Genomic DNA, 19,848 nt, shown 5'->3' with positions numbered 1-19,848 from the left:
AAATCATTTTAACCTTAAACGATTCTAATTTATGAAACCAATTCAAGACCAAGTTCCTATTCCCAAAGATAGGACTGTTTTTATTCAGAAGGATGTGTTGGATAAGTTTTTATCTTTATTTGCACCGTCATGAGGAGTATCAGTTAATCTGGATCAAGGAGGGAACAGGACAGCTATTATAGAAACCTTTTTTACGAATAGATTATTAAATGTCAATATCCTGTAAGTAATGATTAAAAGCCGGTTAGTTTGGTGTTTTTATAGTTGCTTTCTTTGAACAAGAAAAATTTAAATTACATAATTAAAGACCAACTATGGCTGAATTAAATTGGAAGGGTGTATACCCGGCAGTATTGACTCCCTTTAAAGAGAACGGTGAGATTGACTTTGATATGTTTGCGAAGAATACAGAAGCACAGATCAAAGCGGGGGTACATGGTATTATCATTGCGGGATCATTGGGCGATGCCGCCGTACTGGATACGGATGAAAAGTTTGAATTATTGACTTTCGCAAGACAGGTTGTTGCAGGCCGGGTGCCCGTTATACTGAATATTACAGAAAATACAACTAAAAATGCGGTTAATTTTGCTATTAAAGCAAAAGAACTAGGTGCAGATGGGTTAATGTTATTGCCACCTATGCGCTATCGGGCTGATGACCGTGAAGTTGTCACTTATTTTAAGGCAGTAGCGAATGCGACAGATCTGCCCATACTAATTTATAATAATCCGGTTGATTATGCAGTATTTGTATCACCCGCCATGTTTGATGAATTGAAAGATTGCCCGACGATTGCTGCGGTAAAAGAATCTACCCGGGATCTGACAAATATAACCCGGATGAAAAATCAATTTGGCGACCGCTTTAAAATATTGGGTGGTGTGGATACAATCTCTTTGGAATCAATAGTAGTGGGTGCTGACGGATGGGTTTTTGGTTTGGTGGATGCTTTTCCAAATGAAACTGTTGCAATGTATAATTATGCCGTTAATGGTGATTACGAGAAGGCATTGGAAATCTATCGTTGGTTTATGCCTTTGCTGGAACTGGATATTCACCCCAAACTTATTCAATATATTAAGCTCGCAGCAACAGCCGAAGGAATAGGTACTCCGCATCTTCGTGCACCTCGGCTTCCGTTAATTGGCGAAGAAGCGGAAAGGATCCACAAAGTGATTGCTGATGGTATTGCCAGTCGCCCGCGCTTAAATTAAAATCTACGGATTAATAAGCATGTAAAAGCCTGCGGGCGATCAGTGGATACTATTCGCCTAAAGGTTATTTTTATAAAGAAAAATCGGAATAAATAATGAATCAATCAGAAGCATTTTTGGATGAGCGTGTTCGCATGGCCGCAGAAGCATTTCAATTTTTGAAATCTACTACGGTTGCCCAACGTGCCGCTTTTATGCATGCCGTTGCAGATAAAATTGAAGGATTAGGCGCCGAGTTGCTGGAGACTGCCCATGCGGAAACGGCATTGCCTTTGCCCCGGCTTACAGGGGAAAAGGCTCGTACGGTTGGCCAGTGGCGCACTTATGCCAATGCGGTCGCTTCGGGAATTTATGCCGAAGCCCGCATCGACCTAGCAAATAGTGAAACAGGTAAAAGTGATATCCGGAAGTCTAATGTGGGGATAGGGCCCGTTGTCGTCTTTGGAGCAAGCAACTTTCCTTTTGCTTTTTCTACGGCTGGCGGCGATACGGCGAGTGCTATCGGGGCGGGCTGTCCGGTGATCGTCAAGGGCCATTCGGGACATACCCAGACATCGACGATCATGGCTGAAGCAATAACCGCTGTGATCAAAGAAATTGGATGGCCGGAGGGCGTGTTTAGCCATATTCTTGGAAATAATATCGAAGGCACTGATACAAAAATAGGGGCCTACCTGACTGCCCACCCGCTTGTCAAAGCTGTGGGATTTACGGGCTCATATTGGGGCGGAAAGGCCCTGTTTGATATTGCCAATCAGCGGGAAGAACCGATACCGGTATTTGCCGAGATGGGAAGTATCAATCCGGTATTTGCCTTTACACATCTCTTAGCAGATCGCGCAGAAGTTCTCGCGCAGGAATACGCGGCTTCGCTGACTTTGGGTGTGGGGCAGTTCTGTACCAATCCCGGGGTATTCGTAGCGGTAAAAGGGGATGGTCTGGAGCGTTTCAAAAAAGCGCTTGCATCAGCCATCGTTGCTACGGCACCGGCTACAATGCTCAATACGGGCATCTATGCGCATTATGAGAAAAATAAAACAACCTTAAGTAGCCAGGTGGATGTGGCTATCATCGCCGAATCGGGTATAGCTGCCGCCCAAGGGCAGGGAAGTCCTGCCGTGGTCAGTACCTCAGCCAGCAATTTCTTGAAAAACCGAGTATTGAGCGAGGAAGTTTTTGGCCCTTTTGCGGTAGTGGTAGAAGCCGAAAATGATGCTGAAGTATTGGCCATCGCGCGGCAACTTAAAGGACAATTGACGATTACAATTGCAGCGACCAAGGAGGATGTGAATGAGCATCAGGATATTATTCATGTGGTGAAAGATAAAGCCGGGCGTATCTTATTTAATGGCATGCCAACTGGTGTAGAAGTGGTCTATGCAATGCAGCATGGAGGCCCTTTTCCTTCTTGTACCGATCCGAGGTTTACCTCGGTAGGGCCGGATTCGGTGAAGCGCTTTGTGCGTCCTTTAGCTTTTCAGAATTGGCCAGATGAATTTTTGCCAGAAGAGTTAAAAAATGAAAACCCATTGGGTATCGCTCGCATCGTGGACGGTGCTGTGGTGACAACAAAAAGTATTTAGGATAATTTGTATCGCAACTGATGAAGAAAACATTTTTTTGTATTGATTCCCATACCTGTGGTTGCCCTGTGCGATTGGTGGCAGGAGGAGCTCCGGTCTTGAACGGAAGCTCAATGATGGAACGCCGGCTGCACTTTATGGAAGAATATGACTGGATTCGGAAAGGATTGATGTTTGAACCGCGCGGTCATGATATGATGAGCGGTAGTATTCTTTATCCTCCAACAGACCCTAATAATGATACGGGCGTGCTTTATATCGAAACAAGCGGATGTCTTCCGATGTGTGGGCATGGTACAATCGGTACCGTGACGCTAGCAATCGAAGAGGGTTTGGTCATCCCAAAAGTACCGGGTAAGCTGCGTCTGGAAACACCCGCGGGATTAATCCTCATTGATTATGTACAAGAAGGTCTAAAAGTCAAAACGGTTAAGCTGACGAATGTGAAGTCTTTCCTCTATAAAGAAGCGCTGACGGTGCAGTGCCCTGATCTGGGGGAGATTGTAGCCGACGTTGCCTATGGTGGAAATTTCTATGCCATCATTGATCCTCAGAAAAATTTTGGGGATATCAGTGATTTTTCGGCGAGCCAGCTCATTCATTATGGAAAAATTATCCGTCGCTTACTCAATGAGAAAACAGATTTTATTCATCCCGAAGATGAAAATATATATGGTCTTAGCCATATTCAATGGACCGGAAAACCAACGAAAGAAAATTCTACAGGAAGAAATGCGGTGTTGGTAGGCGAAAATGCATTGGATAGGTCTCCCTGCGGTACGGGCACTTCTGCGCGCATGGCACAGTGGTATGCCAAAGGGAAGTTAAAAAAAGGCGATGAGTTTGTTCATGAGAGTTACATAGGTTCGCAATTCGTCGGTCGTATTGAACAGGAAACGACGATATCCGAGCGGGCGGCCATCATTCCTTCGGTGGAAGGCTGGGCACGAATGACGGGGTATAGTCAGATCATTATTGATGATGAAGATCCCTATAAAGAAGGATTTCAGGTTATGTAATTACTATTAAAATATCAAAAAACGTGTCAACAAAGAATAAAGGAAAAGTTGCTGTCATAGGGACAGGTATCGCAGGATTGTCTAGCGCGTATTACCTCTTGCGGGATGGCTGGGAAGTTCAGATTTTAGAGAAAGGTGACGGACAGGACAATTGTTCCTACGGTAACGCAGGAATGATCGTTCCCAGTCATTTCACTCCATTGGCAGCGCCGGGTATCGTGGCACAAGGTGTAAAATGGATGTTGAACAGCAAAAGTCCATTTTACGTCAGACCCGCATTGAATTTTTCACTGATCGATTGGGGATTGAAATTCCTGAAACATGCCAATGAAAAACATGTCCACCGAAATGCAGCCGCGATACGTGATCTGAATCTTGCCAGTAGCCGGTCATATGATGAATTGGCCCAACAGGAAGGCTTTGATTTTGAGCTTAGGCAAAATGGGATTATGATGCTCTACAAATCTAATCATGTCGCACACGAAGAAATTGAGCTGGCAGAAAAGGCCCAAAACTTGGGCCTGGATGTGGAAGTTTTTGATCAAGCAGGTATTCAGGCCTTAGAGCCTAATCTCCGAATGGATACGATCGGCGGTATTTTATACAAATGTGACGGTATCTTATATCCGCCCCAATTGATGAAAATGTTGACAGACTACCTGCTTGCTCATGGCGTGCAGATCAACTATCAGACGGAGGTAACAGGTTTTAGATTTTCAGGCAAAAAGGTCTCCGAAATCGTTACGTCAAAAGGAGCATTTCATGCCGATGAAATTGTCGTAACCGGGGGAGCAGGGCTACCTGCATTGGCTTCGAAGCTACACTTGAAATTGCCTTTGATGCCCGGCAAGGGGTATTCTTTCATGTATGATACAACAGACAATAACCGGATGATACATGCAGCCCTGCTATTGGAGGCTCGTGTAGCGGTGACGCCCATGAATAATCAGATTCGTTTTAGTGGAACCATGGAATTAGGTCCTGCCAATGATAAGATATACCCTAATCGTGTCAAAGGTATCGTCGAATCTATCCCTAAATATTTCCCGGATCTAAAGGTCGATTATCCGAAGGATATCTGGTTTGGTTACAGACCATGTTCACCGGATGGGCTTCCTTATTTGGGCAGAACTTCCAAATACAGCAATGTCAGCATTGCGGGGGCGGGCGGTATGATGGGGCTGAGCCTCGGACCTGCTTACGGAAAAGCTATCACGGCCTTATTGTCCGGCAAAGCCACGGAAACGGATATCTCAGGCTTTAGTCCGGATCGGTTTCAATAGACACATATAAACCGATAAACCGAAATGATGAAGAAAAACAACAATAACCCTAACGTAAAGAAATTTATAGTCATTGGCGTGCTTTGTATGGCTTCTTCGCTAACAGATGCCCAAGATATGGATTTGTATCAACACACCACACCCATTGAGCCCTATATCATCCAATATCGACATGATCTGCAGGCTGTCAATTATTTTTATGGCCCAATGCCCAAAAATTGGGGATTTCAGCAATCCGCAGCCTCACCCGAGCAGATCAATAGACTGCTCAAGATCGACGATGACTATTTAGCTAAGTTAAGAGCATTTGATTATAAGAAATTGAACACCAATGGTCAGGTCGATTATATCCTACTGAACCAGAAAGTGCAACGACATCAAGAAGAACTCAAAGAAGAATTATCTTCCTACAATCGGCTGAAACCTTACTTACCATTTGCCGAAAATATTCTTCAATTTGAAAAGCAACGTCGTCGAGGTGCTACAGTTGTGGGAAAGGATATTGCCATTTTGCTGGAAAAAACGGGAGATCAGGTTGAAGCAGAAATCCACAAGTTAGAAAATATCGCAGCGATCGAATCCGCAGACGTCAACTTCCTAATCAATATGGTGGAGTCATTGCGAACCCGTTTGGAGAGTGCCTTCGATTTCTATAATGGTTATGATCCTATGTTTACCTGGTGGGTGCCCAAATCTTATGAAAGTTTAAACGAAAAACTGATCCGTTATAAAGGTGCATTGCAGGCAAAGAGCAATTGGAAAGTGTTTAATGATGGAAGTAATATTGGCGGGCAGCCGATCGGAAAAGTTGCGCTCAACAAAAAATTGCGGGAGGAAATGATCGCTTATGATGCGGATGAGTTATTGCGTATCGCTGATAAGGAATGGGAATGGTGTGTGGCCGAGTTATTAAAAGCTTCCCGTGAGATGGGATTTGGTGATGATTGGAAAGCAGCACAAGAAAAGGTTAAAAATACCTATGTGCCCGAAGGTCAACAGCCCGGTCTGATCAATCAGTTATATGATCGAGCCCAGGCATTTATCAAACAGCACGACCTGATCGCCATCCCTGAATTGGCGGATGAAACCTGGGGAATGATTATGATGACACCTGAACGGCAATTGGTCAATCCTTTTTTTACGGGCGGACGCGAGATCAGTATTTCCTATCCGACCAATACGATGACCTATGAGCAGAAGATGATGAGTATGCGGGGTAATAATCCGCATTTTTCATTGGGTACGGTACAGCATGAACTCAATCCGGGGCATCATCTGCAATATTTCATGAATAAACGGTATAAACCCTATCGGGAGCAAAATTTTAATACACCATTTTGGACGGAAGGCTGGACTTTATATTGGGAATTATTGCTCTATAGAATGGGATTTGCAAAGACAGCGGAAGAACGTATCGGGATGTTATTCTGGCGAATGCATCGTTGTGCACGGATTACATTCAGTATTAAATTTCATTTGGGTGAATGGACGCCACAGCAATGTGTTGATTATTTGGTTAATCAGGTCGGTCATGAACCTGCAAACGCACATGGTGAGGTGAAACGATCATTTGAAGGTTCTTACGATCCTTTGTATCAATTGGCTTATTTGATCGGTGGCTTGCAGCTGCTGAGTATCAGTGATGAATTGGTAGGATCGGGGAAAATGTCCTACAGCGAATTTCATGACCGGGTCATCAAGGAAAATTACTTGCCCATGGAGATGCTCAGGGCGGTATTGACAAACCAGCAGCTTGAACCTGACCATCGGGCAAAATGGAAATTTTATAAATTTAAATAAGTGCAATCCAACCCTATATTATGAATAATCAGGAAAATAGTCAAGATTTCAAAAAATCATTGGGTTTATTGGATGCAACCATGCTCGTTGCCGGAAGTATGATCGGTTCGGGGATCTTTATCGTATCGTCCGATATCGCCCGAAATACGGGTTCTGCCGGTTGGCTGATGGTGGTGTGGTTGATCTGCGGTTTTATGACGCTGGCCGCAGCTTTGAGCTATGGCGAGCTCAGTGCCATGTTTCCGAAAGCTGGTGGCCAGTATATCTATCTCAAAGAAGCCTATGGGCCAGTGGTCAGTTTTACATTTGGCTGGACTTTTTTTGCTGTTATCCAGACGGCTACGATTGCAGCTGTGGGGGTAGCTTTTGCTAAGTTTACAGCTTATTTGTTTCCGCTACTGGATGAAGATGTCTATCTGCTGGTAATAGGTGACTATCATATTTCATCCGCTCAGCTGTTGGCTATCGCTGTTATTTTGCTGCTCACCTTTATTAATACAGGTGGTGTAAAGAATGGTAAAACAGTACAGACGGTATTGACTTTGATCAAAATATTAAGCCTGGTTTTATTGGTTATTTTCGGTTTTGCGGCTTTCGATATGGAGGTGTGGAATCAAAATTGGTCTTCAGCCAATAGGTGGGATCTACAACAATTAAATGTGGATGGATCGACAGCAGATTATGCCACCTTTGGTGCGTTTGGTGCGATGTCTGCAGCACTTGTGGGGGCTTTGTTCAGTAGTGATTCTTGGCATTCATCTTCTGCGGTAGCAGGCGAGATCAAGAATCCGCAACGTAACATTGGTTTGAGTTTAGCCTTGGGTACCCTGATCGTGACGGTGATCTATATTTTGACCAATGTGATGTATACGGGGGTGTTGACGGTCGAGCAGATGGCCAGCGCGCCTAAAGATCGCGTGGCTATGCTCGTGGCGCAAGAAATTTTCGGTCCTGTTGGAATCGCCATCTTGGCGATCATGATTATGGTCAGCACTTTTGGCTGTAATAACGGACTGATCTTGGCTGGTGCAAGGATCTATTATTCCATGGCACAGGATGGTTTGTTTTTTAAGAGGACAGGTACGCTAAATAAGAATGCAGTACCGGCTTACGCGTTGTGGTTACAGGCGCTCATTGCATCGATATGGTGTCTGACTGGCAAGTATGGTGACCTGCTGGATATGATCACCTGTGTAGTGGTGATGTTTTATGTGCTGTGTATCATCGGCATCTTTTGGTTAAGACATAAGCGTCCGGATTTGCCGCGTCCTTATCGGGCTTTTGGCTATCCTCTTATTCCGGCCGTCTATATTTTGATGGGGATCTCGTTTATTGTTTTGTTGGTCATCTATAAACCACAATTTACCTGGCCGGGCATTATTATCACACTTTTGGGGATTCCGTTATATTATTTTGTGAAACAAAAGGAATCGAAGACATAAAACTACTTTGGGAGGCAGATCAACACAAGGATTTAAAGAATAACAGATATGAAGTTAACATTTACAGCTGTTTTATTGACGATATTTCAGCTTACTACAATGGCACAGGGGACATTGGCGGACTATAAACGTGCCAAAGAGATCAAAAGTGCATTTGGCAAGGTGTATCAGGTACCACAGCAGATTATCTGGTCTGAAAAAGGAGATAGTTTTTGTTATTGGGTGAATCAGAAAGACAGCAAAAGGAGCTTATATCTGGTGGATGCGCTCAACAGAAAAAAAATAGCTACCGATGTTGCTATGATTGAAAAACAGTTGTCTGCCCAGCTGGGTAAAGAAGTAAAATTAGGTGTTTTGTGGGGAAGGGATCTGAAAGTGCTGTCGGCAAACGAGGTTGAGTTTAAGGAAGATAACGTGGTGTGGAAGTGGAATGGGGAGGAAAATAAGCTGAGCAGATTGCATGATATCCCTACAACTGGCACTGACCGTCGATCCAGTGGATATTGGGGAGCACGTTGGGACGATAGCAAAGGTGAACCGATAGATTCGCCCGATAAGGTCTATACGGCTTATATTAAAAATAGCAATGTATATATCAGTAAAAAAGGGGATTCAAAAAGTGAGCGCCAGCTGACCTTTGACGGAAGTCCCGGGGAGTATTATAGCGCCCGCATCCAATGGTCCAATGATTCAAAAAAATTGGCTGCTTCAAAAGTGAGGAAGGCTGAAATCAGACAGTTGACTTTATTGGAGTCTTCGCCGACCGATCAATTGCAGCCAAAATTACAAACTAGAGACTATAATAAACCCGGAGATGCGCTGTCGCAATACTATCCGACCATTATTGATATCATCGGGGGACGCGTGATAACTGTAGACCCTGCTCAGGTAGCCAATCAATTTTCACTTTCTGCACTTGTATGGAAAGCGGATAACAGTGGAATTACATTTGAATATAACCAACGTGGTCATCAACGGTACGATGTGATGGAATTGAGTGCTGTGGACGGAAAAACCAGAGCAATTATTTCAGAACGTAGCGCAACATTTATTGATTATAGCGGAAAGAAATACCGGAACGATCTCAAAAAAACAGCGGATATCATTTGGGCGTCGGAACGTGACGGATGGAATCATCTGTATCTATTTGATGCAAAAACGGGCGCATTGAAACAGCAGATTACAAAAGGAAATTGGGTGGTGCGCAAAGTTGTCAATGTCGATGAAGATAACAAAAAGATTATTTTTGAGGCGAGTGGCATGCATAAGGATGAGGATCCATATCTTATCCGTTATTATGCAATTGGTTTTGATGGCAAAGGTCTGAAAGAGCTTACTCCGGAAGCAGCCAATCATCAGGCAACATTTAATGCAGATCATTCTTTATTTGTCGATCTATATTCCCGGGTTGACCAGGTTCCACAGACCGTATTACGTCGGGTAGCCGACGGACAGATCGTCATGAATCTGGAACAGGCGGATATTTCAGATCTGGAGGCTACAGGATGGCGTAAACCTGAGGTGTTTAAGTCCTTGGCCAGAGATGGTAAAACTGATATCTGGGGTATTATTGTCCGGCCACGAAATTTTGATCCAAACAAAAAATATCCTGTGATCGAGTATATTTATGCTGGTCCACATAGTGCTTTTGTCCCCAAATCATTTTCTGCTAATCCGGCAGGGCTCGCTGAGCTTGCAGAGCTGGGTTTTATCGTTGTGCAGATCGATGGAATGGGAACATCCAATCGCTCAAAAGCATTTCAGGATGTTGCCTGGAAAAATCTGAAAGATGCGGGTTTTCCTGACCGTATTGCATGGATGAAGGCTGCCGCGCTTAAATATCCGTCTATGGATATTGAAAAAGTCGGTATCTATGGTACTTCTGCCGGAGGACAGTCTTCTGCCGGAGCGCTCTTGTTTCATCCTGAATTTTATAAGGTAGGGGTTTCATCCTGTGGCTGCCATGATAATCGTATGGACAAAATATGGTGGAATGAACAATGGATGGGCTGGCCGATCGGGCCTGAATATGCAGCGTGTTCTAACATCGAAAATGCGTATAGATTAGAAGGAAAGTTGCTCTTGATCGTAGGGGAGCTGGATGATAATGTAGATCCGGCATCGACTTATCAGTTTGTCAATCAGTTGATCAAGCATGGTAAGGATCACGACTTCATTATGGTCCCGGGGATGGGACATGCTTCTGGTGGTGATTTTGGAGAAAAGAAACGCCGCGATTATTTTGTCAAACACTTACTCGGTGTGGAACCTCCGGCTTGGACGGCTTATTAACGAACAAAAATCGAGCTTTCGAGCTCATAAAGTGATAGAGATGAAAAGTTATAGAGTTTTTTTACGTTTTATCTTCATTGCCACAATCCTAACGAAAGGGATCAGCCCGGGACAGGCACAAAGTGGTGATCAGATATTGGATGGAATCGGCGAAACGGGCATGATCGCGCGATATGTCTTTAATGGCGATCTGAAAGATTGGTCCCGCAACAATTTGCATGCTACTGCTGGCCAAAATGCTACATTTATCAACGATAAGCGCTTTGGAAAAGTACTGTCGTTGTCGGGTGAAAAAAATGATTTTGTCCAGATCCCTGCCGATGCGCTGACCGATATGGAGTCATTGAGTATCTCGGGTTGGATTTATCTGCGTTCGGAGAAAAAAGGCCAGGTTTTTTTTGACTTTGGAAAGGATGCGCATAAGCATTTCTTTGCGGCTCCTTCCGGAACGAATGTCCAAGATGGTTTCCAGAGTGTAATGACGACAGGGGGAGATAATCAAAAAGGAGCTGTCGCGCCAGCATTGGCATTGAACAGGTGGGTTTACCTGACGATCGTGGTGGATATTCCGGCCAAAACGATGACAACTTATGTCGATGCTGTACCTGTTGGTGAATCGAAGCAGATACCGCGTGAGTTGACCGAAGTTTTTGGATCTTCTGGAGATAAGAACAAGCTGTATATCGGGAAATCACTGCTGGCAGGATCTCCGGCCTTCGATGGCATGTTGCATGATTTTCGCATCTACCGTGTTCCGTTGAGTAAAAATCAGCTTACTGCGATTTATTCCAATTCACAACGTGGGGTAAGTAATCGCGCCGTAAATGTGACCAAAGTGGAAGACAACCTGCCTGAGTTTCCATTGACCCGGGCGCAACTCTATAATGCTTACTTGCTTGCAGTGCCAGATGTGCAGGTGGAAACGGCATTAGGCGATTTACCACGTTTACCAAGTTATGTCCAAGGAACTTATAAGGAGGATATCGTTGGTCCCAAAGTGCGGGTATTGTGGCCTTCGCCAAATGATAACAGTACCGTCTTGGAAGCTGGACGTTATACCATTACAGGACGGGTTCCGGGAACGGATTTACAGCCTAAAGCAATCGTGACCGTTAAACCAAGTAAGACCACTGCGGCACCACGGTTGAAGTTGGCAACTTTTGGACTGAATCAGGTCTCTTTACAAGCTGACGCGCAAAATCAAGAAACAAAATTTATTGAAAATCGGAATAAATTTATCAAGACTTTGGCGGCTACTGACCCCAATTCTTTTCTCTATATGTTTCGCGATGCATTTGGACAGCCACAACCGCAGGGCGCTAAACCGCTGGGGGTATGGGATAGTCAGGATACCAAACTCAGAGGCCATGCTACGGGGCATTATCTGACTGCGATCGCACAGGCTTATGCGAGTACCGGATATGATAAAACATTGCAAGCTAATTTTGCCGAAAAAATGAACTACATGGTCAATACACTGTATGACCTGGCCCAATTGTCGGGTAAACCTCAGCAGGCAGGTGCTGTGGCTACAGCTGACCCGACCGCCATACCTTATGGTCCCGGTAAATCAGCCTATGACTCGGATCTGAGCCGCGAAGGAATCCGCACGGATTATTGGAATTGGGGGGTTGGCTATATTAGCGCCTATCCACCGGATCAATTTATTATGTTGGAAAAAGGGGCGAAATATGGGGGGCAGAAAACACAGGTTTGGGCGCCCTATTATACTTTACATAAAATTTTGGCAGGCTTAATTGATATCTATGAAGTGAGCGGCAATGAAAAGGCGCTTCAGGTGGCAACGGGTATGGCAGACTGGGTGCATGCGCGGCTTAGTCAGCTGTCGAAAGAAACGCTGATACAGGTGTGGAATACATACATTGCCGGTGAATTTGGAGGAATGAATGAGACATTGGCTCATCTCTACCGCATCACCCATAAGGAACATTATTTGAAAACCGCACAATTGTTTGATAACATTGATATGTTCTTTGGCAATGCGAATCATGCACATGGATTAGCCAAGAATGTCGATACTTTTCGTGGATTGCATGCCAATCAGCATATTCCACAGATTGTGGGAAGTATCGAGCTATATCAGGTTTCCAATCTGCCGGAATACTACCGGGTGGCCGACAACTTTTGGTACAAAGCTGTAAATGATTACATGTACAGTATAGGCGGGGTCGCGGGTGCGCGTAATCCGGCCAATGCGGAAGTTTTTACAGCAGAACCGGCGACCTTATATGAAAATGGTTTTTCTGAAGGAGGACAGAATGAAACCTGTGCAACTTACAATATGCTGAAATTAACAAGCAACTTGTTTCTTTTTGATCAACGCACCGAATATATGGATTACTACGAACGCGGATTGTATAACCATATTTTAGCTTCTGTGGCTGAAAATACACCTGCTAATACGTACCATGTGCCACTGCGACCGGGAGCAATAAAGCAATTTGGGAATCCCGATATGACCGGCTTTACCTGTTGTAACGGTACTGCAATCGAGAGTAGCACCAAATTGCAAAATAGTATTTATTTTAAAAGCAGAGATGATCAGGCTTTATATGTCAATCTATTTATTCCTTCCACGTTGGAATGGACCGAACGGAAGGTGACTGTGGAGCAGAAGACGAGCTTTCCAAAGCAAGACGAGACGGAGCTGACCATTAAAGGAAATGGCAAATTTGATCTGCATGTTCGTGTGCCCGGCTGGGCAACCAAAGGGTTTTACGTGACTGTCAACGGGAAAGATCAAAATGTACGGGCACAGCCGGGGACTTATTTGAAACTGAGCCGCAATTGGAAAAACGGTGATCGTATCAAGCTAAAAATGCCTTTCCAGTTTCATTTAGATCCAGTCATGGATCAACAGAACATCGCCAGTTTATTTTATGGACCGATCTTATTGGCGGCTCAGGAACCCGAGGCGAGAAAAGACTGGCGTAAAGTGACGCTGGATGCGAAGGATATCAGCAAATCTATAACAGGTGATCCGCAAGGTTTAGCGTTTAAGATTGATGGAGTGGATTTTAAACCATTTTATGATACCTATGGACGACACTCAGTTTATCTGGATGTTACCTTAAAATAAGTGCACTGTATGCTAAAAATTTCGAGGGGTACTTTGCTTGACGAAGTACCCCTTTATCATAAATATAGAAGATGAAAAAAATATTCTTTTTTGCCTTTTTCGCCCTTGTAATGGGAACTGGATCTGCTCAGTCGTTGAAAAAGCATCAAGTAGCTCATGCTTTAAACCCTTTGTTACCGGGGTATTTCGCTGATCCTACAATCAAAAAAATAGGCGATACATATTATATCTATGCGACGACGGATGGGAATGGCTGGGGAGCTGGTCCATCGCAGGTATGGACCTCCACAGATTTTAAAAATTGGACGATACAGCCGATGAACTGGCCGAATACCCATTGGTACTGGGCTCCAGATATGACAAAAGGCTATGATGGTAGGTACTATTTATATTATAGTCAGCCCGTTGAAATATTCGGTGCGGTATCGGATACACCTACCGGTCCTTGGCAATCTCTGGCGGATCATAATAAATCTATTATACCCAATTATATGATTCCGGGAGTGATTACCTTGGATGGCCAGACGTTTACTGATCGCGATGGACGAATTTATATGTATTGGGGTACCTGGGGTATTTATCCGGACCACGGATGCGCTGTGGGTTTAATGCGTCAGGACATGAAGAGTTTTGAAAAAATAGAGTTGATTCCCAATACGGTGGCAAAGGAATTTTTTGAAGCACCATATATGTTTGAACGCAGGGGCATATATTATATGATGTATTCATCTGGGCATTGCGAAGACCACACCTACCGCGTACAATATGTAAAAAGTAAGGTCGGACCGATGGGACCCTTTGAATATCCTACTGCTAATCCGATATTGGTGACAAATGATGACGGTACAATACATGGTCCGGGGCATCACAGTGTGCTGGAAGAAGGGGGGCGCTACTACATCGTGTATCATCGGCATAACAATCCGCATTCAGGTGGTGGTTTTCACAGGCAGATTGCGGTAGATGAACTATTCTTTACGCCAGAGGGCGATATCCAAAAAATTGCTCCGACACATCAGGGAATTACTGATCTCATCAAATCAAAAACTGATCCCGAGGATCGGGCTTTTGGAAAGCCTGTAACGACTTCTTCTTTTTACAATGATGATTTTAGGCCCTCTTTTTTGGTTGATGACAATAACGGAACTTTATGGAGAGCAAAAGACAATCATCAACCCGCTTGGCTCATGATTGACCTGGAAAAAATAACGGCAATACAGACTGTGGCCATTCAATTTGAATATCCGACCTATGCTTACCAATATCGGATCGAAACTTCCACGGATGCTAAAAATTGGGTGACTTATGAGGATCAGTCGCAGAATAACCGTTGGGCTAGTCCCGTATTGTCGCATGGCAAGGCCGTGGCGAGATATGTACGTGTACAGGTATTGAATACACAATTAGCAGGTCTACCTCGAGGAGTATGGAATATTAAGGTTTATGATAAAGCCCTGAAGCAAGAAACAATATGGTCTGCGCCGCAAAATATGGCTCCGATTGATACGACTTTTGGTTCTTTAGTCCATTTGGATGCGCTGGACTATAAGGAAGGTGAACGTATAACAACAATCCACAACAAGGGGATATTAAAAGGAAGCTTTAAGAGTGAAAAACCGGTCTATGTCAAGAACTACCAAGGGAAGAAAGCTTTTTTCTTGAATGGTTCCACATCACTTCGTTCGACATTTGCAGTCCCGCAATCGTTAGCAGGTAATAGTCCCTACACGGTATCGATGCGGATCAACAATCCCTTAATAGATCGATTTGAAAACGTGGTGGCTTGGTCGAAAGGGAATCAAGATATCAGCAAAGCGATATTCGGTTACGGAGCAGATGCTCAGCGGGGTGCTGTCATTCATGGTGCTTGGCCAGATATGGGGTTTAAGAGGTTACCGGTAGCGGATCAATGGCACCATATCATCATCTCATTTGACGGTTACATGGAACGTATTTACGTCGACGGGCAGTTGCAACAGGAGGAAAATAGAATGTTGTTTGTTAATCCCGCTGATAACTTTGTGGTTGGAGCTTCGGATTTGCTGGATCAACATTTTTCGGGTTATCTGGCAGATTTTAAGGTTGCCAATGTGGATTTATCCGCTACGCTATTAAAGGAAAAGAATGCTTTTTATCCGCCTGAAAATAGGTCTTTCGTCATACAGACGGATGATCTTGCTATCGGTAAAATCAACAAGATTCGAAATCAGGGGTTCAGTAGTCACCATGATATCATGATTAAACAGGGAGAAGTGCTACTACAGGGCAATCGGACCGCCATGAAAATGGATGAATTGAAAGATTCGGTATTGTCGTGTATTATTACTCAACCGTCCCATACCTTAGTTTTTGATTGGTTTGATGGCCAGGCTTGGAATCATGGTTTGGCAGTACATGATCAGGGGAAGACTGTATTTTATAACAATGGTAAACATACACCGGTGAAGCAGATGAATAAACTGTTGCAGATAAAAAAAAATCAAGTTGAACTGAAACATGCTGTTCATTTTTTTAGCGCTTACCCTGAAAAGTTTTCTTTAGATCAGGTTCACGAAAATTATCAGATCTGGAAAGCTAAAAGTGCAACGGATCTGAAAGATTATGTCCCGGTTACAGCGGGCAAGCCGTCTTGGATAAATGATAGCAATCTATTTGTACAGATCGTTGGTGATCGATCAGGCTTAGTCTATTTATTTTCTACGGAACATTACCATTCAGGTTGGATTCAAGAGCCTTATCATTTATTCGATCAAGCACATCTAGGCAAGACTATCTCAGTTTTTGCAAAAGATGAGTTCGGAAATGTGAGTAAAGCATTGGTAATCGATATTCCGAAGTCAAAACCGCCGTTGATCGCTCCGTCTGTTAACCAGATATTTAGTTTGGGGCAAAAAGAAATCTCCTATTGGGATGCTTATCAAGCTGGGGCATATCCAGATAGTACACAGGTTCGCATAAACGGGGTTGGTGGACAATGGACACTGGGCTCCAAACACACAAAATGGGGCGATAAGGCGTTGTTACCTCCATTTGTGTATAAAGAATTAGAAGGTGACTTCACCATTCAAGTTTATGTAAAAGATGTCGCTGGACTTGCCGCAAAAAACCGTATGTCCAGTGAAGCTGGTATCATGATACAGGCGGGTGAACAATCCAATTCTTATATCAATAATACAGTACTAACGGGCTGGAATTTGGGTAATCTAGCGCGTAGCATAGGCCATCAAACACATCAAGAAGGAAATAATGGAACGGGATTACAGTTTTTTCCTTATCTCCAAGTACAAAAGATAGGTGATTATTTCTTCCTGCGAAGTTCACAGGATGGTATTTCCTGGATTGATCTGCCCAATACGCCGTTTCTGCGTACAGATTGGGCGGGACAGAAACTGCGTGTGGGCTTGTACCAGATAGCGACCAATAATCAGGATGGATATGGTTTATTTGAAGATATCAGAATATGGCAATACTAGTTTTATGGCTTTTCGTTGATTGCCTTAATCAAGAATAACAACTTCATCAACTTGTTGAGATGCTTCTGCAATCTATGGGTCAAGAGCTTCCGGTGGTGCGATCCTGATCACGACCAAAAAAGGTATAGCAACGTCGCATTGTCTATGAAGCATTTACGACGCTTTGGCTAAAAAACGGTGATCAATGGTTAGTTTATAAGGATGCGAAGGGCTAATTATTCACTATGTTTATGATTTTACCTTATACTGTTGAAAATATGAAAATCATTGATAAAGAAACGATTGATACTGTCCTTAAATATGATAATTTGATTGAAGCGCTGCGCCAGGTTTTTCAATCGACGTTTACGATGCCTGTCCGGCATCATCATTTTTATCAAAATACTGAGGGAATTGAAAATACGCTTATTTTGATGCCCTCCTGGACAGATACTTATATCGGAATCAAACAGGTTGTTGTCGCTCCCGGGAATCATAGCAAAAACCTACCGGCAATACATGCCCTGTATACCTTGTTGGATGCAGTTACCGGAGAATTTTTAGCGCAGATGGACGCTGCAGGGCTGACCTCGCGGAGGACAGCCTGTACTTCTGCTTTAGCGGCTTCTTACTTAGCGCGGGAAGACTCAAAAACCTTGTTAATTGTTGGGGGTGGGAAAGTTGCCCAGCATCTTGCGCAAGCACATTCGGTTGTCCGTCAGTATGACCAAATTTTGATCTGGACAAGAAATGCATCGAAAGGTGCAGATGTGGTATCCAGCTTACAGCAGATAGGGTTTAGTAAGATGCTATATGCCGATAATTTGGAAGAAGCTGTGCGTAGGGCAGATGTGATCTCTTGTGCAACCCTAAGCCATGAACCTTTGGTAAAAGGAGAGTGGATAAAGGCAGGTACACATCTGGATCTGATTGGATCCCATACGCCTAAAACACGCGAAGTAGATGACATGGCTATATTGAAGAGTAGCATATTTGTGGATTCTCGAGCCGGGGCAATACATGAGACGGGGGAGTTGGCGATTCCGATTGCATCAGGAATTCTTGATCCAAACAGTATCAAAGGGGATATTAAAGAACTTTGCTGTGGCGAGATTAAGGGAAGATCATCTTTGAAGGAAATCACTTTATTTAAGTCGGCGGGTTTAGCGATAGAAGATCTGGCTGCGGCTTTGCTTGTATATGAACATGTGATCCTATCTGCCCATGTTTAAGCTTCTCCCGTAATAAAGAAATTTTGATCTGCGTCTTAAGGAATCTTATTTACCATGTGGGGATAGGGCTCTTTTGCGCATAGTTGAGCAGTGTCCGTCCCCTTAATTTGTCCGATAGATATCATGATGACGAAGGAAAAGCAGGGGTTCATTTTTCGATATAAAGAAAAAGCCATCATGTAATCCGAAGTCCACCGGGGCGGGGAAGAGCTTATAGATATCTTAAATTGAAAAGCCCGGCTTGGATAAACCAGCCGGGCTTTGATTCCTCTTTTTCAACAGGAATTTCTAGTCAAATAGGGATTTATATAATGACTACTTATGAAAATTTTTAAGTTTCTTATTTATCCTGGATACAACGTACTGGATAACCCGCACGCTTAAAATAATTCTGTGTATCCCATGGACCATTTTCGAATCCACGGCCTTGAAATGCTCTGTCATTACCGCCGACTTCCATATTTAACCAATAAATAGCAGTAGCTTGTCTAACACGCTGAGATCCATTAGTAGTTTCTCTATGACCGGCCGCAGGGAAGCTCAACTTAATATCACTGCTCTTTCTGCTGGTCATGATATGTGCCGCAGTAAAGTCCGATAATCCAGCAGAAGTTCCTGTATTTGGAATCCAGTTTCCAATGGAAGTATGGCGGGTATAATTTCCCAAACGGGTATATTCAGCTTGACTAGGTACTCGATCACCCGTACCACATGGATCCAAAGGAGCTTTTACAGGTGCTGCTGCTGTACCACTGTTCCAGGAACCATCAGGAGCAGATGTAGTATTCCATCCAGCAATAGCGCCATCGCCACTATAAGCATTTGCTACTGCTGCCTGACGGCCCCATTGATAGTAATTCCCATATAGTGCCTGTACGGAAGGAACGGCATCAGGATTATTGGTTGCAGGGTTTACATTCGCCACACCGAGGTTATAGCGATCCCAACGATGGCCTCCAATTACAGCGTAGCGTGCATCAGCATCAGAAGTGCTACGGGTAACATTCGATGCGTTGACAAAGCGGTCGCTGTTGAAACGTAATTTCATGGTGTAGGAAAAGCCGGGTTTTAAACCCAGACCCGCATTTGAAAAATTAAAGCTTACCGCCTGTGCATTGACATCATGACCGATTTTGATCTGGCCGCTTGGTATGGTTAATGCAATTGAAAAATTGGTCGACTGACTCTGGTTGACGATAAAAGTCCGCGCTGTTGCATCAAGATTTGAAATAGGGGGCACGTTTGTAGCATTCGTGGCGGATACTGTTTCACCGGTACTCAGGTCGACAGTTGGGTTAGCGAAAGATGAAACCCATTCCGCCTGAACTGGCACCTCCGAAAGGTAACCTCCTTTTACATAGTTTGCAGTACCGAATGTACCGGTAGCATCACTATTGTCAACAAGCAGGGTCACACGGGTGAACATAT

11 protein-coding genes are annotated in these 19,848 nt (G+C 43.9%); 10 read left to right on the top strand and 1 reads right to left on the bottom strand.

Annotated elements, in window-relative coordinates; all coding sequences use genetic code 11:
* Positions 1 to 314 precede the first annotated feature (314 nt).
* The 10 genes from D7322_RS24360 to lhpI all read left to right on the top strand — a co-directional run bounded on the left by D7322_RS24360 (position 315) and on the right by lhpI (position 18,420).
* The gene (locus D7322_RS24360) at positions 315 to 1,217 is read left to right on the top strand and encodes a dihydrodipicolinate synthase family protein (RefSeq protein WP_121126799.1); all 903 of its coding nucleotides are present in this window, start codon (positions 315 to 317) and stop codon (positions 1,215 to 1,217) included.
* A 95-nt stretch (positions 1,218 to 1,312) separates the two neighbouring features.
* Positions 1,313 to 2,800, top strand: coding sequence for an aldehyde dehydrogenase (NADP(+)) (locus D7322_RS24355; protein WP_121126798.1), 1,488 nt, complete (start codon positions 1,313 to 1,315; stop codon positions 2,798 to 2,800).
* A gap of 20 nt (positions 2,801 to 2,820) precedes the next feature.
* Positions 2,821 to 3,819: a 4-hydroxyproline epimerase gene (locus tag D7322_RS24350; protein ID WP_121126797.1), complete on the top strand. Its 999-nt coding sequence runs from the start codon at positions 2,821 to 2,823 to the stop codon at positions 3,817 to 3,819.
* A gap of 23 nt (positions 3,820 to 3,842) precedes the next feature.
* Positions 3,843 to 5,102 carry an NAD(P)/FAD-dependent oxidoreductase gene (locus D7322_RS24345; RefSeq protein ID WP_121126796.1) on the top strand — a complete coding sequence of 420 codons (1,260 nt, stop codon included), beginning with the start codon at positions 3,843 to 3,845 and terminating at the stop codon, positions 5,100 to 5,102.
* A 24-nt stretch (positions 5,103 to 5,126) separates the two neighbouring features.
* Positions 5,127 to 6,902, top strand: coding sequence for a DUF885 family protein (locus D7322_RS24340; protein WP_220700165.1), 1,776 nt, complete (start codon positions 5,127 to 5,129; stop codon positions 6,900 to 6,902).
* A gap of 20 nt (positions 6,903 to 6,922) precedes the next feature.
* Positions 6,923 to 8,344 carry an APC family permease gene (locus D7322_RS24335; RefSeq protein ID WP_121126794.1) on the top strand — a complete coding sequence of 474 codons (1,422 nt, stop codon included), beginning with the start codon at positions 6,923 to 6,925 and terminating at the stop codon, positions 8,342 to 8,344.
* Positions 8,345 to 8,392: 48 nt separating this feature from the next.
* The gene (locus tag D7322_RS24330; protein ID WP_121126793.1) at positions 8,393 to 10,636 is read left to right on the top strand and encodes a S9 family peptidase; all 2,244 of its coding nucleotides are present in this window, start codon (positions 8,393 to 8,395) and stop codon (positions 10,634 to 10,636) included.
* Positions 10,637 to 10,676: 40 nt separating this feature from the next.
* Complete coding sequence (locus tag D7322_RS24325; protein WP_121126792.1) at positions 10,677 to 13,736, top strand: beta-L-arabinofuranosidase domain-containing protein; 3,060 nt, start codon at positions 10,677 to 10,679, stop codon at positions 13,734 to 13,736.
* Positions 13,737 to 13,807: 71 nt separating this feature from the next.
* The gene (locus D7322_RS24320; protein ID WP_121126791.1) at positions 13,808 to 17,209 is read left to right on the top strand and encodes a family 43 glycosylhydrolase; all 3,402 of its coding nucleotides are present in this window, start codon (positions 13,808 to 13,810) and stop codon (positions 17,207 to 17,209) included.
* A 257-nt stretch (positions 17,210 to 17,466) separates the two neighbouring features.
* A complete protein-coding gene (gene lhpI, locus D7322_RS24315) occupies positions 17,467 to 18,420 on the top strand; it encodes a bifunctional Delta(1)-pyrroline-2-carboxylate/Delta(1)-piperideine-2-carboxylate reductase (protein ID WP_121126857.1) in 954 nt (317 codons plus the stop codon).
* Between the two features lie 340 nt (positions 18,421 to 18,760).
* On the opposite strand, the gene D7322_RS28605 is transcribed toward lhpI, so the two are convergent.
* A partial coding sequence (locus tag D7322_RS28605; protein WP_121126790.1) for a fibrobacter succinogenes major paralogous domain-containing protein occupies positions 18,761 to 19,848 on the bottom strand: 1,088 nt, incomplete at its 5' end.

The organism is Sphingobacterium puteale, assembly GCF_003627955.1.
GTDB lineage: Bacteria > Bacteroidota > Bacteroidia > Sphingobacteriales > Sphingobacteriaceae > Sphingobacterium > Sphingobacterium puteale.
This window is presented reverse-complemented; position numbering and strand designations above follow the sequence as displayed.